Origin of the sequence: Stenotrophomonas sp. SXG-1, from assembly GCF_014083965.1 — a bacterium.
Classification (GTDB): domain Bacteria; phylum Pseudomonadota; class Gammaproteobacteria; order Xanthomonadales; family Xanthomonadaceae; genus Stenotrophomonas; species Stenotrophomonas geniculata.
Window position 1 is genome coordinate 1340345 of record NZ_CP046588.1, and the last position, 25809, is coordinate 1366153.

Below are 25809 nucleotides of genomic sequence, written 5' to 3' on the forward strand. Positions count from 1 at the left end.
CCTCCCGGGCTGCGGTTGTGTCCGGCGCAGATAATCCAGGGCCGCTTCGGATGGAGCTGGCATGATTATGGTGTTAAACCTGCGTGATTTTCATCGGGCGCTGGCGTGTCAGCGGTATTCGATAATGATATGGCGCCATTATCTGCCGCCTTGTTTTCTGACTGCCTGCACAGTTCCATATATTTGGATCGGTCCATATATAAAGTCCCGTAAAGTTTCCCTTCGCTGCGCCGCCATCGAACGTACGGCCACGATCAAGGGAATTGAGATGCTTGCCTTACGTAATCTCCGTGTGGGATCCCGGCTTGGCGCCGGCTTCGGTCTGCTGCTGCTGTTCATCATGGCCATCGTTGGCCTGGTGCTGTATGGGAATCAGCTGAAATCCGCCCAGTTCGAGAAAGTGGTGGACGTCAACATGGTCAAGATGCGTTTGTTGAATGACATGCTTGATACCAACAACGCGGTGCTGATGCATCGCCGCCTGATGGTGATCAAGCGGGGTGATGAGTTCGACAGGGATTACCAGCGTGCCCAGGAGTTGTCGCGGACCTATGACGGTATCTGGGCCAAGTACATCAAGATTCCGCGTGACGCCACCGGCGATACCCTGGTCGCGCGCATCGAGGCGGCACGAAAGGCCACCGATGCATCAACCCAGCAACTGCATGAGCGCATGAAGGTGGGGGATTTTGATGGGGCAGCGAAGGAGCTGCTGGCCGAGCACGGTCTGGCAACGGCCTGGAATGAATCCATCTCGGCCCTGCTGCGCCACCAGGAAACACTGACCGAACGCAGCCGCGAAGAGTACCGCGCAACCGAATCGTGGACCGGCACGCTGTCGATCGCGTTCGGGGCACTGAGCCTGCTGCTGGGCACGTTGGCGGCCTGGGCGATCACCCGCAGCCTGACCCGTCCGCTGGAAGGCGCGGTGAAGCTGGCCGACGGCATCGCCAGTGGCCGCCTGGACAGCAGCATCGACGCCACCGGCAACGACGAGGTGACCCAGCTGCTGAAGTCGATGCAGCGCATGCAGGCACAGCTGCAGTCGGTGATGGCGGCGCAGGGCGAGCTGGCACGCCAGCACGATGCCGGCAGCCTCAGCTACCGCATGGACGAGAGCGCATTCCCCGGCGACTACGGGCGCATGGTGCATGAGACCAATGCGCTGGTTGGATCGCACGTGCAGGTACAGAACCGGCTGATCGAGGTGATGAAGCACTACGCACGCGGCGATCTGTCGGTGGACATGGACCCGCTGCCCGGCGAGAAGGCGGCGATCACCCAGGCGATGGACGAAACCAAGTCCAGCCTGTCGGCGATCAACAGCGAGATCCGCCGGCTGGCGACAGCGGCCGCGGCAGGCGACTTCAGCCTGCGCGGTGATGAAGATCGCTTCGCCTACGATTTCCGCGACATGGTGGCAGGGCTCAATCGCCTGATGCAGACCACCGACGAGAACCTGGTGCAGGTCTCGACCCTGCTGCAGGCCATCTCGCGCGGCGACCTGACCGTGCGCATGCAGGGGGATTTCCACGGCGTGTTCGCGCGCATGCGTGATGACTGCAACGCCACCGTCGATCAGCTCAAGCAGATCGTGGGCCGTATCCAGGCCAGTGCTTCCAGCATCAACCTGGCAGCGGGCGAGATCGCCTCGGGCAACACCGACCTGTCGCGGCGTACCGAACAGCAGGCGGCGAACCTGGAAGAAACGGCAGCGTCGATGGAGGAACTGACCTCTACCGTGAAGCAGAACGCCGAGCATGCACGCCAGGCCAACCAGCTGGCCATCGGCGCGCATGGTGTTGCCTCGCAGGGCGGTGAAGTGGTCGGGCAGGTGGTCACCACGATGTCGGCCATCGAAGCCGCGTCGAAGAAGATCGCCGAGATCATCTCGGTCATCGATGGCATCGCCTTCCAGACCAATATCCTCGCGTTGAACGCGGCGGTCGAAGCTGCGCGTGCTGGCGAGCAGGGCAGAGGCTTTGCAGTGGTGGCCAGCGAAGTGCGTACGCTGGCGCAGCGCTCCGCGGGCGCGGCCAAGGAGATCAAGGGCCTGATCGAGGATTCGGTCGGCAAGGTCGCCGATGGCTCGGCGCTGGTCCGCCAGGCCGGCACCACGATGGGCGAGATCGTGGCCTCGGTGCAGCGCGTGACCGACATCATGGCCGATATCTCTGCTGCCTCCCAGGAGCAGAGCTCGGGCATCGAACAGGTCAACCAGGCGGTGGTGCAGATGGATGAGACCACCCAGCAGAATGCCGCGCTGGTCGAAGAAGCCAGTGCCGCAGCGCGCTCGATGGAGGAGCAGGCGAACCTGCTGGCCGAAGCCGTGTCGGTTTTCCGCACGGGGGCGGTGACCGCCGCCGCCGCAGTACGCCCGGCGCTGGCAGCCGTGGCGGCATCGGTTGCGCCGGTACGCCGGCCTGCGGTGCTGTCGCCGCGGCTTGAGCCGACGCTGGCCGCCAATGCGGGTGGTTGGGAAGAGTTCTAGCAGAGGGCAATGCCGGCAGGGAGACGGCGCCCATCGCGACGGCTGGTCGCGATGGGCGCGGATTTTCTTCCTGAACGTGCGATGGCCGATGAAGTGGCGGACACGCGCATTTCACTTCCGGTTGCCAACCGCGGGAGGACACTGGTGCCATACCGGAACTCAGGAGATGGCCATGAAGACCTCGACCCGATTGCTTGTGCTGGGCACCCTGCTGGCGGCTTCGTCGGTGGCCGGCGCGCAGACCTATGGGCCGCGCGATGAGGGACGCAAGTTCAATGACGGCAGCCGCGTGGTCTGCAAGAACGTGGAAGTGCAGCGTAATTCGCGCGATCCCAACCGCATCGCCGGTACCGCCACTGGCGCCGTGATTGGTGGCCTGCTGGGCAACCAGGTGGGCGGTGGCAACGGCAAGAAGCTGGCCACCGTGGCCGGTGCCGTGGCCGGTGGTGCGGCCGGCCGCCAGATCCAGGGCAACAGCCAGCAGAAGAACGGCGACCGCGTGGTCGAACGCCGCTGCGAGCGCATTTACCGCTGACCGATGATGCCAACAGCGTAATCCCCCTTCCGCAACGCAGTTCCTCGAACGCCGGCCCCGTGCCGGCGTTCCTCGTTGTGGGGCCCCGTATCGCCGGCCGCTGTGTCGCGCCTATACTGCGCCGACCTCCAAGGATGAATGCCCTGTGAACGAATTGCCCGTCGCAGAGTCGCACGTGCCGGTTGCCGACCGCGAGCCCGGACCCGAGGCGAGCACCCGCTTCGGTCGGCTGCGCGAGCGTACCGATGAGTTGGAACTGTTCATTTCCGGCCTGCTGGCGTTCGCACTGTTGGCGGTGCCTGGGTACCTGTTCGATGCGTGGGCGCGCAGCAGCCTGCACACGGAAGGCATGTACTTCCAGGTGCTGTGGTTTGGTTTCAGCATCAGCGTGGGCATGTGTTACGTGCTGGCGGTAGCGCTGATCGCGCACCTGACCGTGCGCGGGTACTGGATAGGCCTGGTCGGGCTGAAATCGCACTTTCCCAAGGGCATCGACTGGGAACGGCTGCCGCAGATGGGCCCGGTATCGCGCGCTTTCCTCAAGGCGCGCGACGGTGGCCTGGACGGCAGCATCGAACGCGCTGATCGTTTGGCCACCATGCTCTTCTCCACCACGCTGCTGGCAGTACAAACGCTGGCCGGCACCTTGGTGATGGCCGTGCTGACGTTGTGCGTGGCGATGGCGATCAGTGCGCTTGCCGGCGGTTCCGATCGTGTGGCCATGATCGTGGTCGGTACCGTGCTGGCCAGCCTGCTTGTACTCGCACTGGTTCCTGCACTGCTGGAGCGTGTCATTGCGCGCCGGCAGCGGCGCGACCAGCCCTATGACGGCCTGCAGCGGTGGCTGCAGCGCTTCCTGGCGGGCCTGCAACGGATTCCCCTGCTGCGCCTGATGCAGACCATGCAGTTGACCCTGCAGAGCAACCTGCGCTCGCGTTCGTTCATGGCGGTCTATCTGCTGGCGGTGATGGTGGCCATGGTGCTGGGCGGGGTGCAGGTGCTGGGTTCGGTGAAGTTCTCGCTGTTCAACCGCTACCAGGTGATGACCGACGAGGCCGTCGAACACGGCATGTTGAGCGCGCATTACGAATCGATGCGTTCGGCGCACGATCAGCTGCTGCCGTACCCGATGATCCCGTCGGACACTATCAGTGGTTCACGCCTGCGTGTGTTCATTCCACACCGCCCCCAGCGCGACAACCCGCTGGCGCGCCAGCACTGCACCGCCTTGCCCGCCGCACGCAATGAAGCGACTGGCGCAAAGGCTGCCAGCGCAGCGGTGGAGTGCCTGTCCCGGTTGTGGCGGGTGCAGCTGGATGGCACGCCGGTTGACCTGCACGACTTCATGCCGATGGAGCGCCGCGATCTCGACATGCGTGGCCTGGTGGGCTATCTGCCCATGGCGACGCTGGCACCGGGTCGCCATGACCTGAGCCTGGTCTGGAATGCCGAAGGGGGCGAGCGCGGCCCGGAGCGACGCCGCGAGTACCGCATCCCGTTCTGGTACGCGCCCGACCCCTGAAAAGGGGGCGGAGGGGATTGAGCCGCATCCCCCGACCTTGCCGTTTACGACTCAATCCCCTTCGTCCCCTTTTTTTCGAGGAGGCGCCAGGCGGCGAGGCTGCCGTAGAGCAGCAGCAGGACGGTGAGAGTGATCAGTTCGTGGCCGACTTCAGCCAGGCGGGCGTCCATCTGGTTCAGGCGCACCATCAGGTTGATGCCCGAGGTGGTCGGCAGCAGCTGCGCCAGCCAGACCAGCGGTTGCGGCGTCATCACCGCCGGCCACGACAGGTTGGCCAGGAAGAACAGTGGGATCGAGGTGGCGATGATGTACTGGAAGGCGCGTTCGCGGGTGCGGAAGAAGCTGCCGACGAACAGGCCGAACGCCACCGTGGCGGCGATGAACAGCGTGCCGCCCAATAACTGGCCCAGTGGATTGCCACCGCGCGGATAGTCCTGCACCCACGCGGTGAAGCCGGCGTACCAGAACAGACCGAACAGGCCGATCAGGCTGAAGCCCAATGCCATGCCCGCCAGCGTTGGCAGGTCGAAGCGCAGGCGCCGGCCCAGCGCGAGTCGGCGGCCACCGAGCAGCACGCCGATGCCCATCAACAGGGTCTGGTGAACGATCAGCTCGGCCACGCCGGGCACGATGGCGCTGCCATAGCCTTCCTGCGTGTTGTACAGCGGGCGCTGCACCAGGGTGACCGGCGGTGCCTGCGGTGCGCCCATGAAGGCCGCCTGGCCGACTACCGCCTCACGCCCGAACGCGCCCAGTGCATCGGCCACGCTGCCCAGCACCCAGCTGGCACGGCCCAGGTAGGCGCCGTTGCCGAGCAACACCAGCTTGGCCGGATGGCCGCGCAGGATGTCGCGTTCCAGGTTGGCCGGGATCAGTACGATGCCCTCGGCGTGGCCGGCTTCCAGCTGCTGGCGTGCACTGTCGATGTCTGCCGGTTGCCCGACCACGCGTGCAACGCGGAGTGCATCGAGCTTTCGCAGCAGCGCGCGGCTGGTCGCGCTGTGGTCTTCGTCCACCACCAGCACCGGCAGGTTGCCGGCCACCTGGTGGCGGTACGCGGCCGGGTAGAAGAACGAGTACAGGATCACCGCGCCGACCATCACCACGATCGCGTAGCGGTCGCACAGCACTGCCATCAGCGTCTGCCGGAGGCTGCGCCAGAGTGCGCTCATGCGTCGGCTCCCGCAGGCTGCGCGGCTTCAGGCGTACGCGCAAAGGCGATCAGGCGCAGGCCGCCGATGCCACCGGCCACCATCGTCATCAACAACAGCGTGGTCAGCGGCCATATCGAAACCTGCAGCGGCGAACCGATGAACTGCTGCTGGGTCTGCAGCTTGATGTAGGCGCTGAGTGGCAGCAACTGATGCCAGATACGGGTGAACAGGGGGCCATCCAGCACCGGGAAGGTGGCGCTGGAGAACGCCAGTGCGGTGCCGATGCTGAGGCCGACCGCAGACAGCGCGGTACCCATGTCGCGGGTGACGCCGACGAAGAACAACGCGTAGGCGGCCGTGGCCAGGTAGAACAGTGGCTGTGCGAGCAGCAGCACGAGCACGCTGCCGGCCACGCCATCGCCGCGCATCCAGGCCAGGTACCCAATGCCGAGCGCGCCATACAACGAGAACAGCAGGATGTACGGCGCGACCTTGCCGGCAATCGCCGACCACGGCGTGCGACCCAGCCAGGCGGGCAGGGTGCCGTCGCGGATCTCGCGGCCAAGGCTGCCGGCTACGGCCAGCGCCAGTACCAGCGACAGCACCGCCGGGAAGATCAGTGGCAGCAGGAACAGTTCGTAGCTGCGTGCCGGGTTGTACAGGATGTCCGACTGCACCGCGATCGGCGCCGCACGCAGCTTGCCCGGGCCGACCTGCAGGCCGATGCGCTCGCGCAGCAGGCCCGCGTTCCAGGCCGCGACCGCATCGCCGATATCGCGTGCCGCCGACTGGCCGGTGGTCATGTAGGTGGCGTTGTAATAGGCGAACACCGTGCCCTGGCGGCCGCGCAGCGCCTGGCGGGTGACATCACGCGGCACCAGTACGATGGCGAACACATCCAGGCGGCGCAGCTGCGAACGGGCGTCTTCCATGTCCACGGGCTGGCTGGCGATGCGCACGCCCGGGCTGGCATCGAGCATGCGCAGCAGCAGGCGGCTGTCACTGCTGTGGTCGAGGTCGACCACAGCAATGGGGATATCGCGCATCACCGACGGCGTGAACATCCACGCCATCACCGCCAGCATCAGCAGGGGCAGCAGGGTCACCAGCAGCAGGTCGGCACGGTTGCCGCGCAGCGACTGCAGCTCGCGCCGCCACGAAGCGGCGAAGCCGTTGCGGTCGGGGCTCAGTGCTGGGGCCATGCGAACAGCACGCTCATGCCGGGGCGGAAGCCCTCGATGCGGCGTACCGGGCGCACCCGCACCTCGAAGCTGCGGACGTCGTAGCCGGACGACTGACGGGTGGTGCGCCAGGTTGCATAGTCGCCGGCCGGGTTGATGAAGTAGACCTCGAACTCACCGTCCTGGCCGAGTGCCGGCACGTTGCCCTGCAGCTTGCTGCCGACCTTCAGACCCTGCATCTGCGATTCGCGCAGGTTCATCGCCACCCACATGCGGTCGATGTCGACCAGGGTGAACACCGGGTAGCCGGCCGGCACCAGTTCGCCGGGGTCGGCCATGCGCTTGTTGATCTCGCCGGCCACCGGCGCGCGCCCTTCGACTTCGACACGCGCGGCGTTGACTTCGGCCACCGCGCCCTGTGCCTGCTGCACCTGGCCCTGCGCGGCGCGCTTGTCCTGCTCGCGTGCGCCGGCCAGCGCCATGTCGTACTGCGCACGGGCGGCACGGGCCAGTTCACGCGAACTGGTGGCCTGGGCATGCGCTTCATCGCGCTTCTGCCGGGTCATCACCCCTTCGTTGAACAGGTTCTGCACGCGCTGGTAGGTGGCCTCGGCCAGCGTCGCACCGGCTTCGGCGCGCTTCCAGTTCGCTTCGGCGGCGCGGATGTCCTCGCTGCGCGCGCCTTCGTCGGCCTTGTCGGCCACCGCCTGCGCGGCGGCCAATGCGCCGTGCGCCTGCTGTTCCTTGGCGGCCACTTCGGGGCTGTTGAGCAGGAACAGCACCTGGCCGGGCTGTACGCGGTCGCCCTCGCGCACCTTCAGTTCGGCCACGCGCGCGGTGATCTTGGCGGCCACGTTGATGGTGTCCGCATCGGCCATGCCCTGGATCTGGTCGGCCGGGCTGCGCCAGGCCAGCCACAGGCCGAGCACCACCACGATCAGCAGCACCACTATCAGGATCGGGCCCAAGCGGCGCTTGCCGGGGGGCGTTTTCGCTTCGTCGTGCAGCACATCACTCATGGTCGATCACCTCGTCCGCACGCCGCCGGAACTCTTCGAAACGGTCCATCTGTCCACTGACCTCCAGCAACTGTGCCAGCGCAATATCGTATTGGTAGGCGGCCTGCGCACGCTCGACACGGGCACCGCCCAGGCCGAGCCGCGCGTCGATTACATCAAGCGAAGTCGCCTGGCCTTCGCGGAACGCCAGCTCCTGCAGGCGCAGGTTTTCCTGTGCCTGGGCGATGCTGCTGTCGAGCAGTACGAACTGCTGCCGCGCGGTTTCCAGTTCGTTCCAGGCCTTGCGCACGCCCAGTGCGACCTGGTTTTCGGCCTCGCGCAGGCCGGCTTCGGCCTGCTCCTGCTGCGCACGTGCGGCGCTGATCTGCGCCGGCCGCGAGTTCGGCGACAGGAAGGTGTACTTCAGGCCGATGCCGAACGCCCAGTCCGGATCGGTCAGCATCTCGTCGCGGCGGCGGAAGTCGTACTGGCCGAAGGCGAAGATCTGCGGCTTCAGCTTGGCCTGCTGCACGCGCACGCCCTGTTCGGCCTGCGCCACCATCGCCCGCAGGCGTGCGATCTGCGGCTGGCGCGCCTGCGCAGTGCGCTCGAAGCTGGCGACCGGTTCCAGCGGCACGCGCTGCACGAACAGCGGCGACACCGGCTGTACCTCGCCGCCACTGCGCAGGAGCGTGGACAGCGCGGCCTTCAGCGTGGCCAGATCGTTCACCGTCTTCTGGTACTCGCGTTCGGCCTTGTCGCGGGCCACGGTGGCCTGCAGGCGCTGCGCGCGGGTGGCGAAGCCCTCGCGTTCCAGCTTTTCCGCATCCGACAGGTGGCGGTTGAGGCCATCACGCACATCGCGGCGCACGTCCACCGCCTGCTCGGCCAGACGCTGGCCGAAATAGGCCTGGGCCAGCTGCACGGTCAGCGACTGGCGCTGTGCTTCGCGCTCGGCGCTGGCCTGTTCGTGGGCGGCGCTGGCGGCACGTTGCGCGGCCGGAATCACGCCGCCGGTGTACAACGGCAGCACCGCAGTGACCACGGGCCGGGTACGCCAGTCGCGCTCGGTGAACGACAGCGGCGAATCGATGCCGAAGGCTTCAGCCACGGGGGCCAGCGAGCCCAGCGGCAGGGTGAGGGTCTTCTGGAACTGCAGGCGGCGCACTTCGCCAGTGATCTCCGGCAGGCGCAGCAGGCGGGTGGCGTCCTGCAGGTCCTGCTTGTTGCGTACCGCTGCATCAGCGGCCGCCAGTGCATCGGAGACCTGCTCCAGGCGTTGCCGCGCCTGTTCCCAGTCCAAGGCAGGTGCGTCGGTGTTGTTCTGCGCGGACGCAGCGAATGGCAGGCAGGTCGCCAGCGCCAGCGCCAGCGCGGCCTTCGCGCGGTGCATCCTTGTACGTCGGCCGATCACGCCCATGCCGTCCCAGTGGTAAAGAAGTGCGCAAACGGTAGTGCGCGCGGCGTGAAGCCCGGGTCTGCGGTCATCGGATTGTCCTCAACGAAGGGTGCCGCTGGCCGCAGTGCGCAGCGCCTGGGTGATGTGCTGCAGCGTGCTTGAACGCACGGCGGCATGCTGCCAGTACAGCGGCACATCGAGCCAGCGGCGGGGTTCCAGTACCACCACGCGGCCGGCGCGCACGGCGGGTGCGACCAGCGTTTCCGGGGCCATGCCCCAGCCGAGTCCGCACGCGGCGGCTTCGACGAAACCGGTGGAGGAAGGCAGGTAGTGTAGCGGTGGCTGCAGCCGCGCGCGGGTCAGGCGTCGCACGAAGCGCCATTGCAGTTCATCCTTGCGGTTGAACACCAACATGGGGGCGTGCGCCAGGGCCGCGGCCTGCATGCCGTCACTGAAGTACTGGCGGGCGAAGCCGGGCGAGGCGATGGCGTGGTAGCGCATCGCGCCGAGCGGGTGTACGTTGCAGCCCTTCACCGGCTGTCCTTCGGCGGTCACTGCACCCAGCACACTGCCGTCGCGCAGCAGCTGCAGGGTGTGGTCCTGGTCGTCCATGCGCAGGTCGAACAGGTAGCCATGGCGCTGGTGCAGGTCGGCGATGGCCGGCACGAACCAGGTATCGAGCGAGTCGTCGTTGACCGCCAAGGGGATCGGCGTACGTGCGGCGTCGCTGCCGCGTTCGGGCAGCAGTTCGGCCACTGCCTCGGCCTCCAGTGCCTGCATCGGCCGGACGCGGCGCAGCAGTGCCTCACCGGCGGCGGTGGGCCGGCACGGTGCCTGGCGCACCACCAGCACCTGGCCAAGCCGGTCCTCCAGGGCCTTGATCCGCTGCGACAGTGCCGACGGACTGATCGACAGCCGGCGCGCCGCAGCCTCGAAGCTGCCTTCTTCCAGCACTGCGGCAAATGCGGACAGTTGCGGATGTACCAGGTCCACCAGCACCTCTTCAGTATTTCTGCACAGGATAAAGAATAATCAGTTTGTCTTAACGTGTCCGTTGGCCGCACCCTGCGCGTCCCCCCGCTGCCTGGCCTGTCCTGATGTGGATCGCCGCTACCGCCGCCGGCCTGTTCGCAGGTGCCGGCCTGATCATCGCCATCGGCGCGCAGAACGCCTTCGTGCTGCGCCAGGGTCTGCAGCAGCGTCATGTGGGGAGGGTGGTGCTGGCCTGCGCCGGTGCGGACATCGCGCTGATACTGGCCGGTGTCGGCGGCATGGGGGCGCTGGTGCTGCAGTGGCCGCTGCTGCTGCAGGTGCTGCGTTTCGGTGGTGCGGCCTTCCTGCTCTGGTATGGCCTGCAGGCGGGATTGCGCGCGTGGCGCGGTGGCAGTGCGCTGGCCGCCGCCGAGGCGCAGGGCGGCAGTGGGCGCCAGGTGCTGCTGACCTGCCTGGCCTTCACCCTGCTCAACCCGCACGTCTATCTGGATACGGTGGTACTGCTGGGCAGTCTGTCCACGCGCTACCCGGGCGATCTGCGCTGGGCCTTTGCCGCCGGTGCGTGCGTCGCCAGCGTGGCCTGGTTCTGTTCTCTTGGTTATGGCGCGCGCCTGTTGCAGCCGGTGTTCCGCAGACCGGGCGCCTGGCAGATGCTGGACGCCGGCGTGGCGGTTTTCATGTTCTGCCTGGCCACGCTGCTGCTGTTGCGTCCTTTATCGCCATGAGTGCGTGACGCACGCCGGTGTTGCGTATGTGTTCCACCGATACGGTTCACGTGGCCGGATACAGCGCGGATAATGCGCGCCTGGTCGCGACCCCGCCGCGCATGCCGTTGTTCGGCAGCCCCCCGGTCGCCTGTGTTCTCGTTGTACGACCGCCACGGTGCGGCATCGGTGTTGCATGAAAGACAATCTACAGCTGCTCCTGTCCCACCTGGGGCGCACCTCCCTGTTCGGCCTGATGATGGCGCTTCCGCCTGCGTTGGCCTGGCTCGACATCCATTGGCTGGGCAATGCCGTCGGCGAGTGGTCGCTGGTCGAACTGACCCAGGAAGGCTTCCTGGTCGCCAGCGTGGCTGCCTTCGTCCGGCTTGCGTTGCGGCGTGCCGATGATCGGGCCTTTGCCGTGCTGGCGGCAGCGCTGTTCGCCTGCATGCTCCTGCGTGAGATGGATGAGGCGCTGGACCTGATCGCACACGGTTTCTGGAAGTATCCGGTGGGTGTGCTGATCATCGGCTCACTGGCCTGGGCCAGCCGCGACTGGCGCCGGGCCATGCAGGCGCTGGTGCGTTTTCTCGTATCCCGGCCGGGTACCGTGATGACGATTGGTCTGGTCCTGCTGCTGTTCTATTCGCGCCTGATCGGCATGACGTCGTTGTGGACCGGACTGTTGGGTGATCAGTACATCCGTGTGTTCAAGAACACCATCGAGGAGACCACCGAGCTCCTTGGTTACACCTTCATTCTCGCAGCCAGCGTCGGCTATGTGGCACATCGGGTGCGCGAGCCGCTGACGGCGCGCAAGCGCACCGTGCACGAGGACGCCGGGATGCAGCAACGGCCACTCTAGGCGCCATCCACCGCGCATAACGGCGTCTCGCCGGGGCGCAGGGTCAGTACGCGCACGCCGCTGCGGGTGACTGCCACGGTGTGTTCGAACTGCGCCGACAGCTTGCCGTCGCGCGTGTAGACCGGCCATGCGTCCGGCTGCTGGCGGATGGCCGGCTTGCCCTGGTTGAGCATCGGCTCGATGGTGAACACCATGCCTTCTTCCAGCACCATGCCGGTGTGGGGATGGCCGTAGTGCAGGATCTGCGGTTCCTCGTGCATTTCCTGGCCGATGCCATGGCCGCAGTATTCCTTCACTACGCTGTAGCCGTGGCTGCGCGCGTGGCGGGCGATGGCGTGGCCGATGTCGCCCAGGCGTGCGCCGGGGCGCACCGCGGCGATGCCTTTCCACATCGCCTGGTAGGTGGTCTGCACCAGCCGGCGCGCGGCGTAGTCGACCTCACCGACCAGGTAGGTGGTGCTGGAGTCGGCGATGTAGCCGTTCTTCTCCAGGGTGATGTCGAGGTTGACGATCTGACCGTTGTGCAGCACGTCGGTGGTGCTGGGCACGCCGTGGCAGATGACGTTGTCGATCGAGGTATTGAGCACGTACGGGAAGCCGTACTGGCCCTTGCTGGCCGGCCGCGCCTGCAGCTCATCGACGATCATGCGTTCGACGAAATCGTTGATCTCCATCGTGCTGCGGCCCTGCAGCGGCAGCTGGTCGAGTGCGGCGAACACCTGCGCCAGCAGGCGACCCGATTCGGCCATCAGCGCGATCTCGTCGGGGCGCTTGATGATGCCCATCGGCTCAGACCTGGCCCGGGGGCAGCAACGGTGGCTGCACGCCGGCCGCGCGCAGCTCGCTGGCGACGATGTTCTGGAAACTCAGCGTAGGGTTCAGCTCGCACAGCATGCCGACCCGGATCCAGAAGTTGGCCTGGGCGTTGATCGAACGGCTGGAAACGGTGCAGGCACGGCGCAGCTGGTCGTGCAGGGTGTCATCGATGTTGACGATGCCCATGGGCGGTCCTGGAGGGTTCAATATACGAAGCGTATATGTTTCGTATATTCATCTCAACCCGGCGTCGTTCAGTCCACGCGTGTGGCGAAGCGCAACCGGTTGTCGTCCGGGTCGCGCAGCAGCATTTCGCGGCTGCCCCATTCGGTGTCATGCGGGGGCTGCTCGATCGGCACGTTGGCCGCGCTGAAGGCGCGGTGCAGGCTGTCAACATCGTCGACGATGAAGTACACCGCGCCGCCGACCTCGCAGTCGCCGCTGTGTTCGGTGAGGAAGATCGTCTGGCCGTCGCGGGTGAGCTGGGCGAACAGCGGGAAGCCGGGTTCGAAGCGATGTTCCCAGTCGACCACGAAACCCAGCCCCTGCACGTAGAACGGCAGGGTGGTGTCGGCATGGCGCATGCGCAGTTGCGGGATGACGGTCTGGGGCATGGCGAGGGCTCCGAGGTGGGAACCCAGTGTAGAGCCGAGCCATGCTCGGCTGCTGTTCGCGGTGCCCGCAGTCGAGCATGGCTTGACTCTACAGAAGGCGCCAGCCGAGCGTGGGCTCGGCTCTACCCGGCTCTGGTAGTTGCCAACCTTGGTTGGCATTGCCGGACAGTGGTCAGCAGGCCGTCGGCACGGCGGCCATTGCCGCCAGCAGTTCGCGGTTCACCTGCTGGTGCCGGGCCTGCCAGGCAGGAAGATCATCGGCGCTGACGTCCGGCTGGCCATCCAGCGACGACAGCCAGCGCTTGAAGCGGCTCTGGTAGTTGGCCAACGACACTTCGCCGGTGATGTCACTGCCGACCAGGCCGCCGGCGCGCAGTGCTTCGATCACCACCAGCGCGTGTTCCAGCTGGAAGCGGCCCTGGTCCCAGTTGCTGCGGGCCACGTCTCCGGCGAACACGTCCTTGTCGATCGACAGATAGGTCGGCTGCGGCGACTTGGCCTGCTCGGCGGCGAACGTGGCGACCAGGGCCTCGGGATGCTCGAAACGGCGGAAGGCATGGCCCATGCCGAGGCGATGGCCCCAGCCGACATCCACGTCCATGCACCAGTAGGTGAGGCGACCGCCCATCAGCGGACGCCAGTGGTTCTCCCAGGCATGGCCGAGGCCGATGTCGCTGGAGGTGATGCCGAGCACGTGGATGTGCGAGATCTGCGGCAGCTTGCTGGCGGCGTTGACCCACGACCCGCAATGCATGCCGAACGGGAATCGCATGTTGTCCGGATGGTTGTCCAGCACCACCAGCTGGAACGGCGCCTGCGCGCGCATGCGGCGCAGCAGCGGCAGGCTGAGGTGATGGAAGTCACCACTGCCGAGCATCACTGTGCCGAGCAGGGCCGGCAGCGGCGCAAGCACCTCGGTGCTGAAGCGATCCAGGGTGCCGTTGCTGCAGGCGAATCGCAGCGTGTCGTGCCACTGCGGCAGGGACAGGGTCTGCGCTTGGGGCAGTGGCAGCACGCCACCGTCCAGGTCCAGGATCAGCGGGGAACGCACCAGCATCGCTCAGCCGCCTCCATCAGGTTCGCCCTGCAGGTACGGGGCCAGCCGGCGCAGGGCGGCACGCAGCAGCGGGGAACGGGCATGGATCGCGTGCCGGGTGGAGGTGAAGCGGGCCCCCAGCTCGGCCTTGATCCGCGAGTCGGTCCAGCCAGCCACGTAGTGGCTCAGGCCGTGCTGCAGGGCGTACTCGAGGTTGTGCATCCAGCTGACCGCGTACAGGTTGTGCTCGCGCGACTGCGGGTAAGCCAGGCCGATGTACTTGTCCACCAGCTTGCCGGCATGCACGTAGCACAGGTTCCAGCCGATCAGCTGGCCCTGGTGGCGGTACAGGAACATCCGTCCCTGGCCCTGGCTGTCGGCCAGCAGATGCTGGAAGTAGGGCAGGCCGAGCTGGTCGAAGTGCACCGCGCTCTGCGCATACACACCCAGGTACAGCGCATGCAGTTCGGCCTGCAGCCGTGGGTCGGCCAGGGCCGGATCACCGGTGGCGATGCAGTCGATCTGCAGGTCGTCGCGCGAGCGCAGCTTGCGCCGGATGTTCTTGCGGCGCGAGGACGACAGGCGGCCGAGATAGCCGTCGATCGAATCGAAATCGATCGCCACCCAGGCCAGCGGCATGCCTTCCAGTTCAACGAAGCCGCGCGCCAGCAATGCCTGCAGGAAGGCAGCGCTGTGCGCGTTGGCCGCGTCGTCCAGCAGTGGTGAATCGATCGCCAGGTCCTTGACCACCAGCAGCCGGGTATCGCCGATCGCGTGACGCGTCACGTCCTCGGCCAGCGCCTCCGGCGCGACGTGTGCCGGCAGCGGGGTGTACTCGGTGCTGGTGGCACCGACGAAGCGGGTCTTCCAGGTGATCCACGGCCGCCACAGGCGCGACAGCGGGAGGCCGAGCAGCCTGCCGCGCAGTTCGTCGTCCATCGTCGTGGTCAGGTCCAGCGGTGCACGGAAGGACGGCAGGCCGCTGGGAAGGCGGCCTGCCTCGAATCCGAGCGGCGGGTGGGCCAGGAAGCCCTCCAGCAGCGCGGCCGGTTCCAGCGCGGTGCTGGATGCGCGTGACGTCATCTCCATCGGCACGGGAACCGGCAGCGCATCGACCTCAGCCCTTGGCCTTGGTCAGCGCCTGGTCGAGCAGGGTGATCGCCAGGTCGATTTCTTCGTAGCTGATGTCCAGCGACGGCGCAAAGGTGATCACGTTCTTGTACCAGCCACCCACGTCGAGCACGAGGCCCATGCGCTTGCCGTCGTGCAGCAGGTCACCGGCCAGGCCGATGTCGACCATGCGGTCCAGCAGTTCCTTGTTCGGGGTGTAGCCGTCGGCCTGGCAGATTTCCGCGCGCAGGGCCAGGCCCAGGCCGTCGACGTCGCCGATTTCCGGGTGGCGCTTCTGCAGGCCACGCAGGCCGTCGAGGAAGTACGCGCCCTTCTCCGGCACGGTGCGCTCGTAGTCCATTTCCTTGCCCAGCTTCAGCACTTCCAGGCCCAGGCGGGTGCCCAGCGGGTTGGAGTTGAAGGTGGAATGGGTGGAGCCCGGCGGGAACACGGTCGGGTTGATCAGCTCTTCGCGAGCCCACAGGCCCGACAGCGGGTTCAGGCCGTTGGTCAGCGCCTTGCCGAACACCAGCACGTCCGGGGTGACACCGAAGTGCTCGATCGACCACAGCTTGCCGGTGCGCCAGAAGCCCATCTGGATTTCATCGACGACCATCAGGATGCCGTACTTGTCCAGCACGCGCTTGAGGCCGGTGAAGAAGTTGCGCGGCGGAATGACGTAGCCGCCGGTGCCCTGGATCGGCTCAACGTAGAACGCGGCGTACTCGGCCTGGCCGACCTTGGGATCCCACACGCCGTTGTACTCGCTTTCGAACAGGCGCTCGAACTGCCACACGCAGTGGTCGGAATACTCGTCCGGGGTCATGCCCTTCGGGCGACGGAAGGGGTACGGGAACGGGATGAACATCGCACGCTCGCCGAAGTGGCCGTAGCGGCGGCGGTAGCGGTAGCTGGAGGTGATCGAAGACGCACCCAGGGTGCGGCCGTGGTAGCCGCCTTCGAAGGCGAACATCAGGCTCTTGCCGCCGCGCGCGTTGCGCACGATCTTCAGCGAGTCTTCAATGGCCTGCGCGCCGCCGACGTTGAAGTGCACGCGGCCGTCGAGGCCGAACTTCTCGTGCATGTCCACGGCAATGGTCTTGGCCAGCTGCACGCGGGTCGGGTGCAGGTACTGGCTGGCGACCTGCGGCAGGGTGTCGATCTGGTCCTTCAGCGCGTCGTTCAGGCGCTTGTTGCTGTAGCCGAAGTTGCAGGCCGAGTACCACATCTGCAGGTCGAGGTAGGGCACGCCCGCACCGTCGAACATGTAGCTGCCTTCGCCGCGCTGGAAGATCTTCGGCGGGTCGACGTAGTGGACGGTGTCGCCGAAGGAGCTGTAGCGGGCTTCGTCGGCCAGCAGCTGCGCGTCGGAGGCAGCGGCGTCGGCGTTCTTGTCAAAAATGTTCATGCAGTTCGGTTCCGTGAAGGACGTTCGAAAGAGGTGGCGGGGGCGTGCTCAGGCGGTGGCCAGCAGCAGGGGCAGTGCGGTGGGCTGCGGGCTGGCGTCGATGCGGCGTGGCTGCAGCAGGCTGCCATCGAGCAGGCGCGGCAACAGCGCGATTGCATCGTGGAAGGTAGCGATGGCGGCATGCCCGATGCCGGCATTGGCGCAATGGGTGATCAGGCGGCGCTTGGCGAACACGAAGTCGGCATCTTCGGATACGCAGAAATCCGAGCTGCCGTCACCGATCATCAGCACGCGCGGTGCTTCGTTGGCGCGCGCCTGCGCGGCGCAGGTGCATTTGCAGGTGCCACTGCGGCAGCCTTCGGCCTGGTAGGGCGATTCCAGTTCCCAGTGGTCCCCGCACCAGCGCAGGTGGTTGGCCACCACCGGCAGTCGCGACAGGCCATGGTTGGCGAGGATGCGGTGGATCGCATAATCCAGGCCGTCGCTGACGATGCGCAGCGGCACGCCCAGCTGCTCGGCGCGGGCGACGAAGGCGACGAAGCCCGGATCGATCTGCACCTGGTCCAGGTGCGCATCGAGCGTGGCCGGGTCCAGCTTCAGCAGCCGCACCTGGCCCTGCATGCATTCACGCGAGCCGATCTTTCCAGCCTTCCATTGCTCTTCCAGTTCCTGCCAGCCCGGCTGGCCGTACTTTTCCAGCAGCGAGTCGATGACATCTTCGAGGCTGATGGTGCCATCGAAGTCACACAGGATGCTCCAGTGCATGGGCAGGTCCGTCGATGAAAGAAACGCCCGGCCCGATGCCGGGGCAGACTCAATGTAGGCAGGCCGCCTTTCTCGTTCCTTTCCTGTTGAAAGGCTTCATTGACGGGCTGGGAAAGCGTTCAGGAAGGTGCATGGATGAATGCGTGAGGTGCAGTCCATCCGTGCGCCTTGAAGTCACGCGCGGGCCAGCACCTGCAGTATTTCGGCCGTCTCTTCACGGGTCTGCCAGGCACTGTTGCCAAGGGTAAGCATGCGTGCGGCGAAGTCGCGTGCGTTGGGCATGTCGTCCTGCGGCACGATGCCGCGCAGGTACGCGTAGTCGGGCAGGGCATGGATGAACATGCGGCTGGCGCCGAGCCCGCGTGGCCACAGGTCTTTCAATACGGCATCGCGGGCGCGCTGGCTGGGCAGCAGCAGCATCAGCATCGGCCAGGTGCCACCGCTACCGGCAAGGCCGTCGACCACCTCAACGGCTGGCAGCTGTGCCAGCTGCACGCGCAGCTGCAATGCACGCAGGCGCCCTGCCTGCAGGAAGGCCGGCAGGCGCCGCGCGGCACGGGCACCGATGTTCTGCCGCCACTGGCTGACCCGGTGCTGCGGAATCTGCAGCGGGAAAATGTCACCGACCGCTTCTTCCAGGTCGCCACGCTGCAACGCACTGCGCAGCGGATTGCCGTACACCAACGACAACAGCGATGGCCGATAGCAAGCGGCCAGGCCAAGCAGCTGCAGACTGCGCAGCAGTTCCCAGCGGAGGCTGGAACGCACCTGTTCGGCGGCATGTCCGGCCAGCGCGGCACGCAGCTCGTCATCGCGGCTGACCAGCAGGCCGCCTTCGTGCAGGCTCAGGCCCTTGCCGGCGGCCAGGCTGAAGAATCCGATATCGCCACGCAGGCCGACACTGCTGCTGCCGACCCGTGCACCGAGCGCCTGCGCGGCATCCTCGATCACCCAGGCGCCAGCGCCGCGCGCAACCTCGCAGGCCAGCTCGACATCGGCGATGCGCCCGCCCAGGTGGGTGGGCAGGATCGCCAGCGTGCGTGCGTCGGCCAGGCGCTTGAGCTGGCCGGGGTCGAAGTCGAAATGGCCGTGGCGGGTATCGCACAGCTGCACGCGCAGGCCCAGGCTGTGCACCGCGATCGGCACCAGCGGGCAGGTATAGGCCGGCAGGATCACGGTGTCGCGCTTGGGCGCACGCTTGCGCAGCGTACGCAGCGCGATCAGCAGCGCGTGTGTGCCGGAACAGGTCAACTGCAGCGGCGGTGTGCCGAGCTGACTGGCCAGGATCGCGCGCAGGTCGCCACCACCGGGCAGGAAATCGCTGGCCTGCATCGGCAGGCCAGCCGTCGGTGGCAGTTCGCGCGCGAACAGGCTCATCGCAGGGTGCTCACGCGGCGCTTTCGGCGGGGCTGTGCGGGTCGTCGGCTTCCGCGCGGCCGAGGCAGACGATGCCGGCCACGATCAACACCGCACCGAGCAGATGGTGCAGCGTCAGCGGCTCGTTCAACAACCACGCCGACAGCAGCAGCACGCTGATCACTTCCAGGTGCGAGGCGGCGAATGCGGGGCCGATCGGCGCATGCCGCAGCAGGCTCATCCAGGTGAAGAACGCACCCACGTAGCCGAGGATGGCGCCGTACACCCACGGCTGCGACAGCACGCGCAGCAGCCACGCAGTGTTGGCCTCGACCGGCAGCGCGGCATCGCCGGCGTACTTGAAGCACAGCTGGGCCAGCGTGTCGAAGGACATCAGCAGCGGGAAGCCGATGACATACAGGCGCCTCATGAGCCGGCCCCCACCACCGCCACGCCCGCCGTGACCAGCAACATGCCGGTCACCCGCAGCGGCGTGAGTTTCTCGCGGAACAGGAAACGGCCGGCGATCATCAGCGCGACGATGTTGATCGAGCCGAGCAGCACGCCCTTGGACAACGGCACCAGCGACAGGAACGCGATCCAGGCGACAAACTCAAGCACGTAGCAGGCGATGCCGATCCACAGCCAGGGGCGGCTGAGCATGTGTTTCCAGCGTTTCAGTCCTTCGCCTTCCTGCGGATCGCTGGCGGCGGCCTTGAAGGCGAGCTGGCCACCGGTATCGAGTACCACATTGGCCAGCCACAGCAGCGTGGCAAGTGCCCCCATTTCAGGCCACCGCCTTGAGCACGCCCGTACGTTCACCGATCTCGGTGAAAAAGCGCGCGCTGCGGCGGATCACGTCGCGGCGTTCGCGGTCGATGGTGATCATGTGGTAGCTGTCTTCCAGCACCACCAGTTCCTTCGGACCGCTGACCCGCGACATCACCAGTTCGGCGTTGCCCATGCTGGCCACGTCGTCTTCGCGGGCGTGCATCACCAGGCACGGTGCGGTGACCTGGTGCAGATGGCGTCGGGTCCAGTTGCTCAACGCACGCATCTCGGCCAGCGCATGCCAGGGGTTGCCCGGTAGGCCGGCGGCGGCGCTGTCGCCGGACAGCATGGCGGCGCTCACCTGCGCACGCAGGCGCTCGTCACGCAGGCCGTACGGCGGTTCTTCCATGAACATGCGGTCGCGGCCGATGTTGAAGCGCTTGAACCACGGCAGCAGGAACGAGAAGCGGGCCACGGCGGGAATGTTCCAGCCGTCGTAACGGAACGTGGCGCCGTACACGCCGACCCCGGACACCCATTCCGGGCGCCGGGCAGCCAGGGCCAGCGACAGCACCGCGCCCATCGACAGGCCGCCGACGAACAGCTGGTCAACCTTGCCGCGCAGGGTTGCCGCCGCATCCTCCACGCCCTGGTACCACTGTTCCCAGGTGGTCGCCAGCAGGTCATCCACGCTGCCGCAGTGGCCGGGCAGCTGCACGCCGTGCACGGTGAAACCGGCGTTGTTCAGCCCTTTGCCCAGCATGCGCATTTCCGCCGGGGTGCCGGTCAGGCCATGGACCAGCAGCACGCCCTGTGGGCCACCGGGGAGGAAGAAGTCGTGCGATTCGGTCACCTGGCGGCTCCGGGACGGCAGTGGGGATGGCAGGATCGCAAGCGCGATTTTCGCCAGCCTTTCATCGCCCCGGGCCGGGTCAGGGCGCCTTCAGCAGCGGCAGCGTGATGGCGACCTTCAATCCGCCACCGGGGCGGTTCAGAAAGCTCAGGCGGCCGCCGAAGTGCTCCACCGCCTCATGCGCGATGGCCAGGCCGAGGCCGGTGCCGCTGGCAGCGGTGCCCGGCGCCCGGAAGAAGCGCTCGCCCAGCCGTGGCATCACGTCGTCGGGCACGCCGGGACCGTTGTCTTCCACATACAGTTCGACATCATTGTCGTCCAGCGCATGCACGCCCACCGTGACCGTCGCATTGCGGCCGGCATAACGAAGGGCGTTGTCGATCAGGTTGTCCAGCGCCTCCTGCAGCATGGCGCCGTTGCCGAGTACACGCAGCGGATGGGGGCTGCCGCGGTAGCCCAGATCGATGCCATCACGGATCGCTTCCGGTACCCGCATGCCGACCCACTGCGGTACCAGAACGCCCAGATCCAATGCCTCGACCGTTTCCGGCACGGTCTGTGCCCGGCTCAGCGCCAGCAGCTGGGTGCTGACCCGTGCCGTGCGCTGGTTGAGCCGGCGGATGTGCTGCAGTGCCTCGCGCACCGTGTCCGGGTCGCCGTGCGCCAGCGCCTGGTCCACGTGCAGTGCCATGCCCGCCAATGGGGAGCGCAGCTGGTGCGCGGCATCAGCGATGAAGCGGTTCTGCAGGGTGATCATTTCCGCCTGGCGCGCGAACAGATCGTCGATGGTGCTGATCAGCGGCTGGATCTCTTCCGGTACGTCGGCATCGGAGATCGGCGCCAGTTCGCCGCGGCGCTGCGCCAGGCGGGTCCTCAGCGGGGTCAGGATGCGCAGGCCGTACGTCACGCCGAACCAGACCAGCGCCGCGGTACCCAGCGCCAGCATGGTCATCAGCGGGATGATGATCATCAGGATCTCGCGCGCACGCTGCCGGCGGTCGGCCATGCTCTCGGCCACGGTCACCGCCAGCTGGTCCTGCGGATCGTTCATCGCCTGCGTGCAGACGGTGGCCATGCGCACCTGCTGGCCATTGAGGTTGCCGTCGTACAGCGCCGGATGCACGCCGGTGCAGTCCTGCGAAGGGGCATACGGGCTGAAGTCTGCATTGCCGCTGAGCGTACCCATGCGGCTGCTGTCGACGTTGAAATAGCGATGGCCGTCGGGGTCGTACTCGATCAGGAAGCGCGCCTGCGGAGACAGGTCGCTGGTCACCGGCATGGTGCTCAGCATCTGCGCGAACGAATGCGTGTCGTCGATCAGGTTGCGGTCGTGGATGCGGTTGGAATAGTCCAGCGCAACGTAATAGGCCAGGATCGTGTTGAAGGTGAGCAGGCCCAGCATCGGCAACGCCAGGAAGGCGAGCAGGCGCCGGCGCAGGCTGGGCGGTCCACTGATCACGGGGTGCCGTCGTCCTGCGCGTCTTCCAGCATGTAGCCCAGCCCGCGCACGGTGCGGATGCCCATGCCGCCGGGCTGCAACTTCCGGCGCAGGCGGTGCAGGGCGATGTCCAGGCCGTTGTCGGTGAGGTCCTGCCCCCAGTCGCACAGCGCTTCCACCAGTTGCGCGCGCGACACGATGCGCTCGGCGCGTACCGCCAGTGCCGACAGCAGGCCGAACTCGCGCGCGGTCAGTTCCAGCGACTGGTCGTCGATCCACACCCGATGCCCGGCCAGGTCGATGCGCAGGCGGCCGATGCGCAGGTCAGGGTTGCCATTGCTGGTGACCCGGCGCAGCTGCGCACGCACGCGCGCTTCGAATTCGTCCAGTGCGAACGGCTTGACCAGGTAGTCATCGGCGCCAAGGTCGAGCACGCGCACGCGCTCGGCCAGGCCATCGCGGGCGGTCACCACCAGCACCGCCAGGCCATCGCCGCGCTGGCGCAGACGTTGCAGAACGTCGCGGCCATCCAGCTGCGGCAGGCCCAGGTCCAGCACCAGCAGCGCGTACTGGGTCGAGTCCAGCGCGGCGTCGGCGTGCGCGCCGTTGTCGACGTGGTCGACCACATGGCCCTGCCGGCGCAGCGAGGCGCACAGGCCGGAGGCGATATCCGGGTCGTCTTCAGCAATCAGAACGCGCATGCGCGGGGGCTCCTGTAACGGTCTGGCCCGCCGGATGGACGGGGTGGGCCTCTCTCGGCTGCCGAGGGTAGCCGCAAACCGGGTGAAGGTGGAGCGCGCCGGCGCCGTCGGTCGCGCTCGCGCTTTCCGGCCATTCAGTCCTGCAGGCCCGGCTCGCCCTGCGCCAGCGGCACCCGCGAACCGTCCAGCAGGCCACGGCTGAGTTTGCCATCTTCGATGAACAGCAGTTCGCCGTTCTCGCCGTTCTTGATGCTGCTGTCGATGGCGATCACGCGGTCGCCATGGAAGCTGCTGACGTGCGGCATCGAAGTGTGGCCGACCACGATGCGCGCGAGCTGCAGGCGGTCGAGCACCTTCTGCACCCCTGCGGTGTCGAGGCGGCCATCGAAGTAGCCGCGGTACCAGATCGGGCTGGTCTTGCCGTCATACAGCGGTGCGGTGTCCGGGTCGGCCTTCACTTCGGCCTTGGGCAGGCCGAGCGAGGCCTGGTAGGCCGCATTGGTGCGCGCCGGGTCCAGCGCCAGCTGTACTGCTTCGGGCGAAATTCCGCCGTGCAGGAACAGGGTGTCGCCGATCTTCAGCAGCACCGGGCGGGTGCGCAGCCACTGGCCGATCACCGAGTCGGCGCCATACAGCTGCGGGTAGCTGCGCCCCAGCAGCTGGGCACTGCGCAGGTACTTCGGGTTGACGTAGCGCAGGTCGTCGTACAGCACCATGGTCTCGTGGTTGCCAAGCACGAAGTGCACCGCGCCACCGGCGGCAGCCGCCTGTTGCTGCAGTCCGTAAAGCAGCCAGAACGCTTCGGTCACCTCTGGGCCACGGTCGAACACATCGCCGGCGATGACCAGGGTGTCCTTGCCCAGCGCCCAGCTGTCCTGTGCGTCGATCACCTTATTGGCGCGCAGCAGGCGCACCAGCAGCCCGTACTGGCCGTGGATGTCGGACAGCGCAACGATGCGCGGCACGGCCGGCAACACGGAGATCGAAGGTGCATCGGGTGCAGCCACGTGCACGCTGTGTTCGTAGCCGCAACGCGGGGCGATGTCGGTGCCTGAGGCCTGCGTGGCAAGCGTGTGCGACTCGACCTTGTCGTCGCAGATCCATCTGGCCTGCAGCTGGTTGCCCTGGCGGAACACATAGGGGCCATCGGCCTGCACGTGGTCGGCGGGCGCGGCAACCTCGCGGGCCTCCGTGGTTGCTGTGGCGCAGGCCAGCAGGGGTAACAGCAGGGCGGTCAGCAGGGAAGGGCGATCGCGCGACATCGGGGGCATCCAGCGGCGGAAAAAACCGATGCTAACCGGCGCGGGCGTTCGTCGGTGTACGCGAATGGGCGGGTCAGGTGTCGCGCCCGTCGTCCTTGAGTTTGCGTACGCGGGTGGCGGCGGGCTGAAGCGGCTGGCCGTCGCGCCCGCGCGGCTGCATGTAGAGCAGCGGCCGCCGCGTCGCCAATTCGATCAGCTGTGAATGGGCTTCCCCCATACCGAAGCGATGGCGCTCTCCCCACTGGCGCAGCGCGACCAGCAGCGGGAACAGTTCCTGGCCGGCGGCGGTGAGCACGTACTCCTGGTAGACCGATCCATCGGAGGCCGGCCGCAGCTGCAGGATGCCGGCCTCGACCAGCCGGCGCAGGCGGTCGCTGAGGATGTTGCGCGCCGCGCCGAGGCTGCGCTGGAAATCACCGAAGCGGGTGATGCCGTCGAACGCGTCGCGGATCACCAGCAATGCCCAGCGGTCACCGAGCAGGTCGGCACTGCGGGCTACAGGACAGGGACTGTCGGCGTGCATGCTGGGTACCTCCGAATGTGGTTGCAGTTTAAAACCAATGACGATAGCCTGCATCTGGTTTCAAATTGCAACTACAAGATGAGTGCCGCATCTCTTCCCCGCCCGCTGCTGGTCCTGCTTGCGGTTGCCGCCGGCGCCAGCGTTGCCAATGTCTACTACGCGCAACCGCTGCTGGATCAGCTTGCACGCGCCTTTGCACTGGACCGGGCCGTGGCCGGCGCGGTGCTGGCTGCCACCCAGGCCGGCAGCGTGCTGGCGTTGCTTGGCCTGCTGCCGCTGGCGGACCGCGGTGACCGGCGACGCCTGCTGCGGCTGCAGCTGATCGCACTGGTGCTGGCCCTGTTGTGGCTGGCGGCGTCGCGCACGGCGAGCTGGCTGTTGTCTGGCATGCTGCTGGCCGGATTGCTGGGCACGGCGCTGACCCAGGGCCTGATCGCCTACACCGCCACGCTGGCACCGCCCGAGCAGCGCGGTCGCATGGTTGGCGTGGTGCAGGGCGGAGTGTTCATCGGCCTGCTGCTGGCGCGCGTGGTGTCGGGTACGGTGGCGGCGGCCTTCGGCTGGCAGAGGGTCTACCTGCTGTCCGCGGTGGTGATGGCGGCATTGGCGGCGCTGCTGTGGCAACGCTTGCCCGCAGTACCGGTGCCGTCGGTCCCTCCACGCTGGCATGAGCTGCTGGGCTCGATGCTGGGCATGCTGTGCCGGAATCGAATGCTGCGCGAGCGTGGCCCGCTGGCGTTGCTGTTGTTTGCCGGCCTCAACGTATTCTGGGCGGCGGCGCCCTTGCCGCTGTCGGCACCGCCGCTGCACTGGTCCACCGCGGCCATCGGCGCGCTCGGCCTGGCCGGCGTGGTCGGTGCGTTGATGGCGGCGCGGGTCGGGCACTGGATGGACTGCGGTTTCGCACATCGGGTCAGCCTCGGCGCGCTGCTGTTGATGCTGGTCGCGTGGTGGCCGCTGCTGGGCCTGCCGCAATCGCTGTCCTTGCTGTTGGGTGTGGTCGTGCTCGACCTGGGCGGCCAGGCACTACATGTTTCGAACCAGGCATTGCTGCTGCGTGCACCGGCAGAACAGCATGGGCGCCTGGTGGCTTTGTACATGCTGTTCTATGCGGTGGGCAGTGGTGCCGGTGCGGCGGCGGGGCCCTGGATGCAGGTGCGGCATGGCTGGCCTGCCGTGTGCCTGCTGGGGGCAGGCATCGCGTTGCTGGCGCTGCTGTGGTGGGCAGCATGGCGGGTGGTGGCGGTGAAAGCAGCGGCTGGCGCTGGTGTCGGTGGCGTCGGCTGTCGGTAGCGTCGACCGTTGGTCAACTGC

Annotated in this window: 26 protein-coding genes; 6 read left to right on the forward strand and 20 right to left on the reverse strand. The window is 67.1% G+C overall.

Translation table 11 applies throughout. The features are described 5' to 3' along the window. Window positions 1-268: 268 nt before the first annotated feature. From GOC52_RS06125 to GOC52_RS06135, 3 genes are all read left to right on the forward strand, one after another. On the forward strand, window positions 269-2491 hold the full coding sequence (locus GOC52_RS06125; RefSeq protein ID WP_029379860.1) for a methyl-accepting chemotaxis protein: 2223 nt from the start codon (window positions 269-271) through the stop codon (window positions 2489-2491). 166 nt (window positions 2492-2657) lie between these two features. Beyond that, window positions 2658-3026: a glycine zipper 2TM domain-containing protein gene (locus GOC52_RS06130; protein WP_010483220.1), complete on the forward strand. Its 369-nt coding sequence runs from the start codon at window positions 2658-2660 to the stop codon at window positions 3024-3026. 145 nt (window positions 3027-3171) lie between these two features. Further along, a complete protein-coding gene (locus GOC52_RS06135; protein ID WP_191850936.1) occupies window positions 3172-4548 on the forward strand; it encodes a hypothetical protein in 1377 nt (458 codons plus the stop codon). Between the two features lie 44 nt (window positions 4549-4592). On the opposite strand, the gene GOC52_RS06140 is transcribed toward GOC52_RS06135, so the two are convergent. From GOC52_RS06140 to GOC52_RS06160, 5 genes are all read right to left on the reverse strand, one after another. Further along, entirely contained in the window at window positions 4593-5720 is a 1128-nt protein-coding gene (locus GOC52_RS06140) for an ABC transporter permease (RefSeq protein WP_049455632.1), read from the reverse strand. Continuing rightward, window positions 5717-6904 carry an ABC transporter permease gene (locus GOC52_RS06145; RefSeq protein ID WP_191850938.1) on the reverse strand — a complete coding sequence of 396 codons (1188 nt, stop codon included), beginning with the start codon at window positions 6902-6904 and terminating at the stop codon, window positions 5717-5719. The genes GOC52_RS06140 and GOC52_RS06145 overlap by 4 nt, the downstream gene beginning before the upstream one ends. Continuing rightward, window positions 6889-7902, reverse strand: coding sequence for an HlyD family secretion protein (locus GOC52_RS06150; protein WP_191850940.1), 1014 nt, complete (start codon window positions 7900-7902; stop codon window positions 6889-6891). Before GOC52_RS06150 ends, GOC52_RS06145 begins: the two co-directional genes overlap by 16 nt. Continuing rightward, complete coding sequence (locus GOC52_RS06155) at window positions 7895-9301, reverse strand: TolC family protein (RefSeq protein ID WP_191850942.1); 1407 nt, start codon at window positions 9299-9301, stop codon at window positions 7895-7897. The genes GOC52_RS06150 and GOC52_RS06155 overlap by 8 nt, the downstream gene beginning before the upstream one ends. Before the next feature lie 78 nt (window positions 9302-9379). Beyond that, window positions 9380-10273, reverse strand: a complete 894-nt coding sequence (locus GOC52_RS06160; RefSeq protein WP_010483208.1) for a LysR family transcriptional regulator ArgP — start codon at window positions 10271-10273, stop codon at window positions 9380-9382. A 104-nt stretch (window positions 10274-10377) separates the two neighbouring features. On the opposite strand from GOC52_RS06160, the gene GOC52_RS06165 reads away from it, so the two are divergent. Beyond that, window positions 10378-10998: a LysE/ArgO family amino acid transporter gene (locus GOC52_RS06165; protein WP_191850944.1), complete on the forward strand. Its 621-nt coding sequence runs from the start codon at window positions 10378-10380 to the stop codon at window positions 10996-10998. A 175-nt stretch (window positions 10999-11173) separates the two neighbouring features. Beyond that, entirely contained in the window at window positions 11174-11842 is a 669-nt protein-coding gene (locus GOC52_RS06170; RefSeq protein ID WP_010483204.1) for a hypothetical protein, read from the forward strand. Here GOC52_RS06170 and map read toward each other — a convergent pair. The 15 genes from map to GOC52_RS06245 all read right to left on the reverse strand — a co-directional run bounded on the left by map (window position 11839) and on the right by GOC52_RS06245 (window position 24495). After that, entirely contained in the window at window positions 11839-12621 is a 783-nt protein-coding gene (gene map, locus GOC52_RS06175) for a type I methionyl aminopeptidase (protein ID WP_029550766.1), read from the reverse strand. The two genes, GOC52_RS06170 and map, sit on opposite strands and share 4 nt — an antisense overlap. Before the next feature lie 10 nt (window positions 12622-12631). Further along, entirely contained in the window at window positions 12632-12844 is a 213-nt protein-coding gene (locus GOC52_RS06180) for a ParD-like family protein (protein ID WP_191850946.1), read from the reverse strand. A gap of 68 nt (window positions 12845-12912) precedes the next feature. After that, window positions 12913-13272 (reverse strand): bleomycin resistance protein, encoded by a 360-nt coding sequence (locus GOC52_RS06185; RefSeq protein ID WP_010483197.1) that lies wholly within the window; start codon window positions 13270-13272, stop codon window positions 12913-12915. A gap of 172 nt (window positions 13273-13444) precedes the next feature. After that, complete coding sequence (locus GOC52_RS06190; RefSeq protein ID WP_010483195.1) at window positions 13445-14329, reverse strand: arginase family protein; 885 nt, start codon at window positions 14327-14329, stop codon at window positions 13445-13447. A gap of 3 nt (window positions 14330-14332) precedes the next feature. Next, complete coding sequence (locus tag GOC52_RS06195; RefSeq protein ID WP_049455637.1) at window positions 14333-15397, reverse strand: GNAT family N-acetyltransferase; 1065 nt, start codon at window positions 15395-15397, stop codon at window positions 14333-14335. 28 nt (window positions 15398-15425) lie between these two features. Next, window positions 15426-16826: an aspartate aminotransferase family protein gene (locus GOC52_RS06200; RefSeq protein ID WP_005408663.1), complete on the reverse strand. Its 1401-nt coding sequence runs from the start codon at window positions 16824-16826 to the stop codon at window positions 15426-15428. Window positions 16827-16874: 48 nt separating this feature from the next. Beyond that, a complete protein-coding gene (locus GOC52_RS06205) occupies window positions 16875-17591 on the reverse strand; it encodes an MtnX-like HAD-IB family phosphatase (RefSeq protein ID WP_191850948.1) in 717 nt (238 codons plus the stop codon). Between the two features lie 174 nt (window positions 17592-17765). Then, window positions 17766-18968, reverse strand: a complete 1203-nt coding sequence (locus GOC52_RS06210; protein ID WP_049482763.1) for a DegT/DnrJ/EryC1/StrS family aminotransferase — start codon at window positions 18966-18968, stop codon at window positions 17766-17768. Window positions 18969-18978: 10 nt separating this feature from the next. Next, the gene (locus GOC52_RS06215; RefSeq protein ID WP_010483185.1) at window positions 18979-19377 is read right to left on the reverse strand and encodes a DMT family transporter; all 399 of its coding nucleotides are present in this window, start codon (window positions 19375-19377) and stop codon (window positions 18979-18981) included. Beyond that, complete coding sequence (locus tag GOC52_RS06220; RefSeq protein WP_191850950.1) at window positions 19374-19733, reverse strand: EamA family transporter; 360 nt, start codon at window positions 19731-19733, stop codon at window positions 19374-19376. The genes GOC52_RS06215 and GOC52_RS06220 overlap by 4 nt, the downstream gene beginning before the upstream one ends. A 1-nt stretch (window position 19734) precedes the next feature. Beyond that, the gene (locus GOC52_RS06225) at window positions 19735-20571 is read right to left on the reverse strand and encodes an alpha/beta hydrolase (protein ID WP_010483180.1); all 837 of its coding nucleotides are present in this window, start codon (window positions 20569-20571) and stop codon (window positions 19735-19737) included. Between the two features lie 79 nt (window positions 20572-20650). Further along, a complete protein-coding gene (locus tag GOC52_RS06230; RefSeq protein ID WP_010483178.1) occupies window positions 20651-22030 on the reverse strand; it encodes a sensor histidine kinase in 1380 nt (459 codons plus the stop codon). Then, on the reverse strand, window positions 22027-22710 hold the full coding sequence (locus GOC52_RS06235; protein ID WP_010483176.1) for a response regulator: 684 nt from the start codon (window positions 22708-22710) through the stop codon (window positions 22027-22029). The genes GOC52_RS06230 and GOC52_RS06235 overlap by 4 nt, the downstream gene beginning before the upstream one ends. A gap of 134 nt (window positions 22711-22844) precedes the next feature. Next, window positions 22845-23972 carry a metallophosphoesterase gene (locus GOC52_RS06240; RefSeq protein WP_010483174.1) on the reverse strand — a complete coding sequence of 376 codons (1128 nt, stop codon included), beginning with the start codon at window positions 23970-23972 and terminating at the stop codon, window positions 22845-22847. A gap of 73 nt (window positions 23973-24045) precedes the next feature. Beyond that, window positions 24046-24495 carry a winged helix-turn-helix transcriptional regulator gene (locus tag GOC52_RS06245; protein ID WP_191850952.1) on the reverse strand — a complete coding sequence of 150 codons (450 nt, stop codon included), beginning with the start codon at window positions 24493-24495 and terminating at the stop codon, window positions 24046-24048. Window positions 24496-24573: 78 nt separating this feature from the next. Here GOC52_RS06245 and GOC52_RS06250 point away from each other — a divergent pair, with 78 nt between their 5' ends. Beyond that, on the forward strand, window positions 24574-25788 hold the full coding sequence (locus GOC52_RS06250; RefSeq protein WP_010483170.1) for an MFS transporter: 1215 nt from the start codon (window positions 24574-24576) through the stop codon (window positions 25786-25788). Window positions 25789-25809 lie beyond the last annotated feature (21 nt).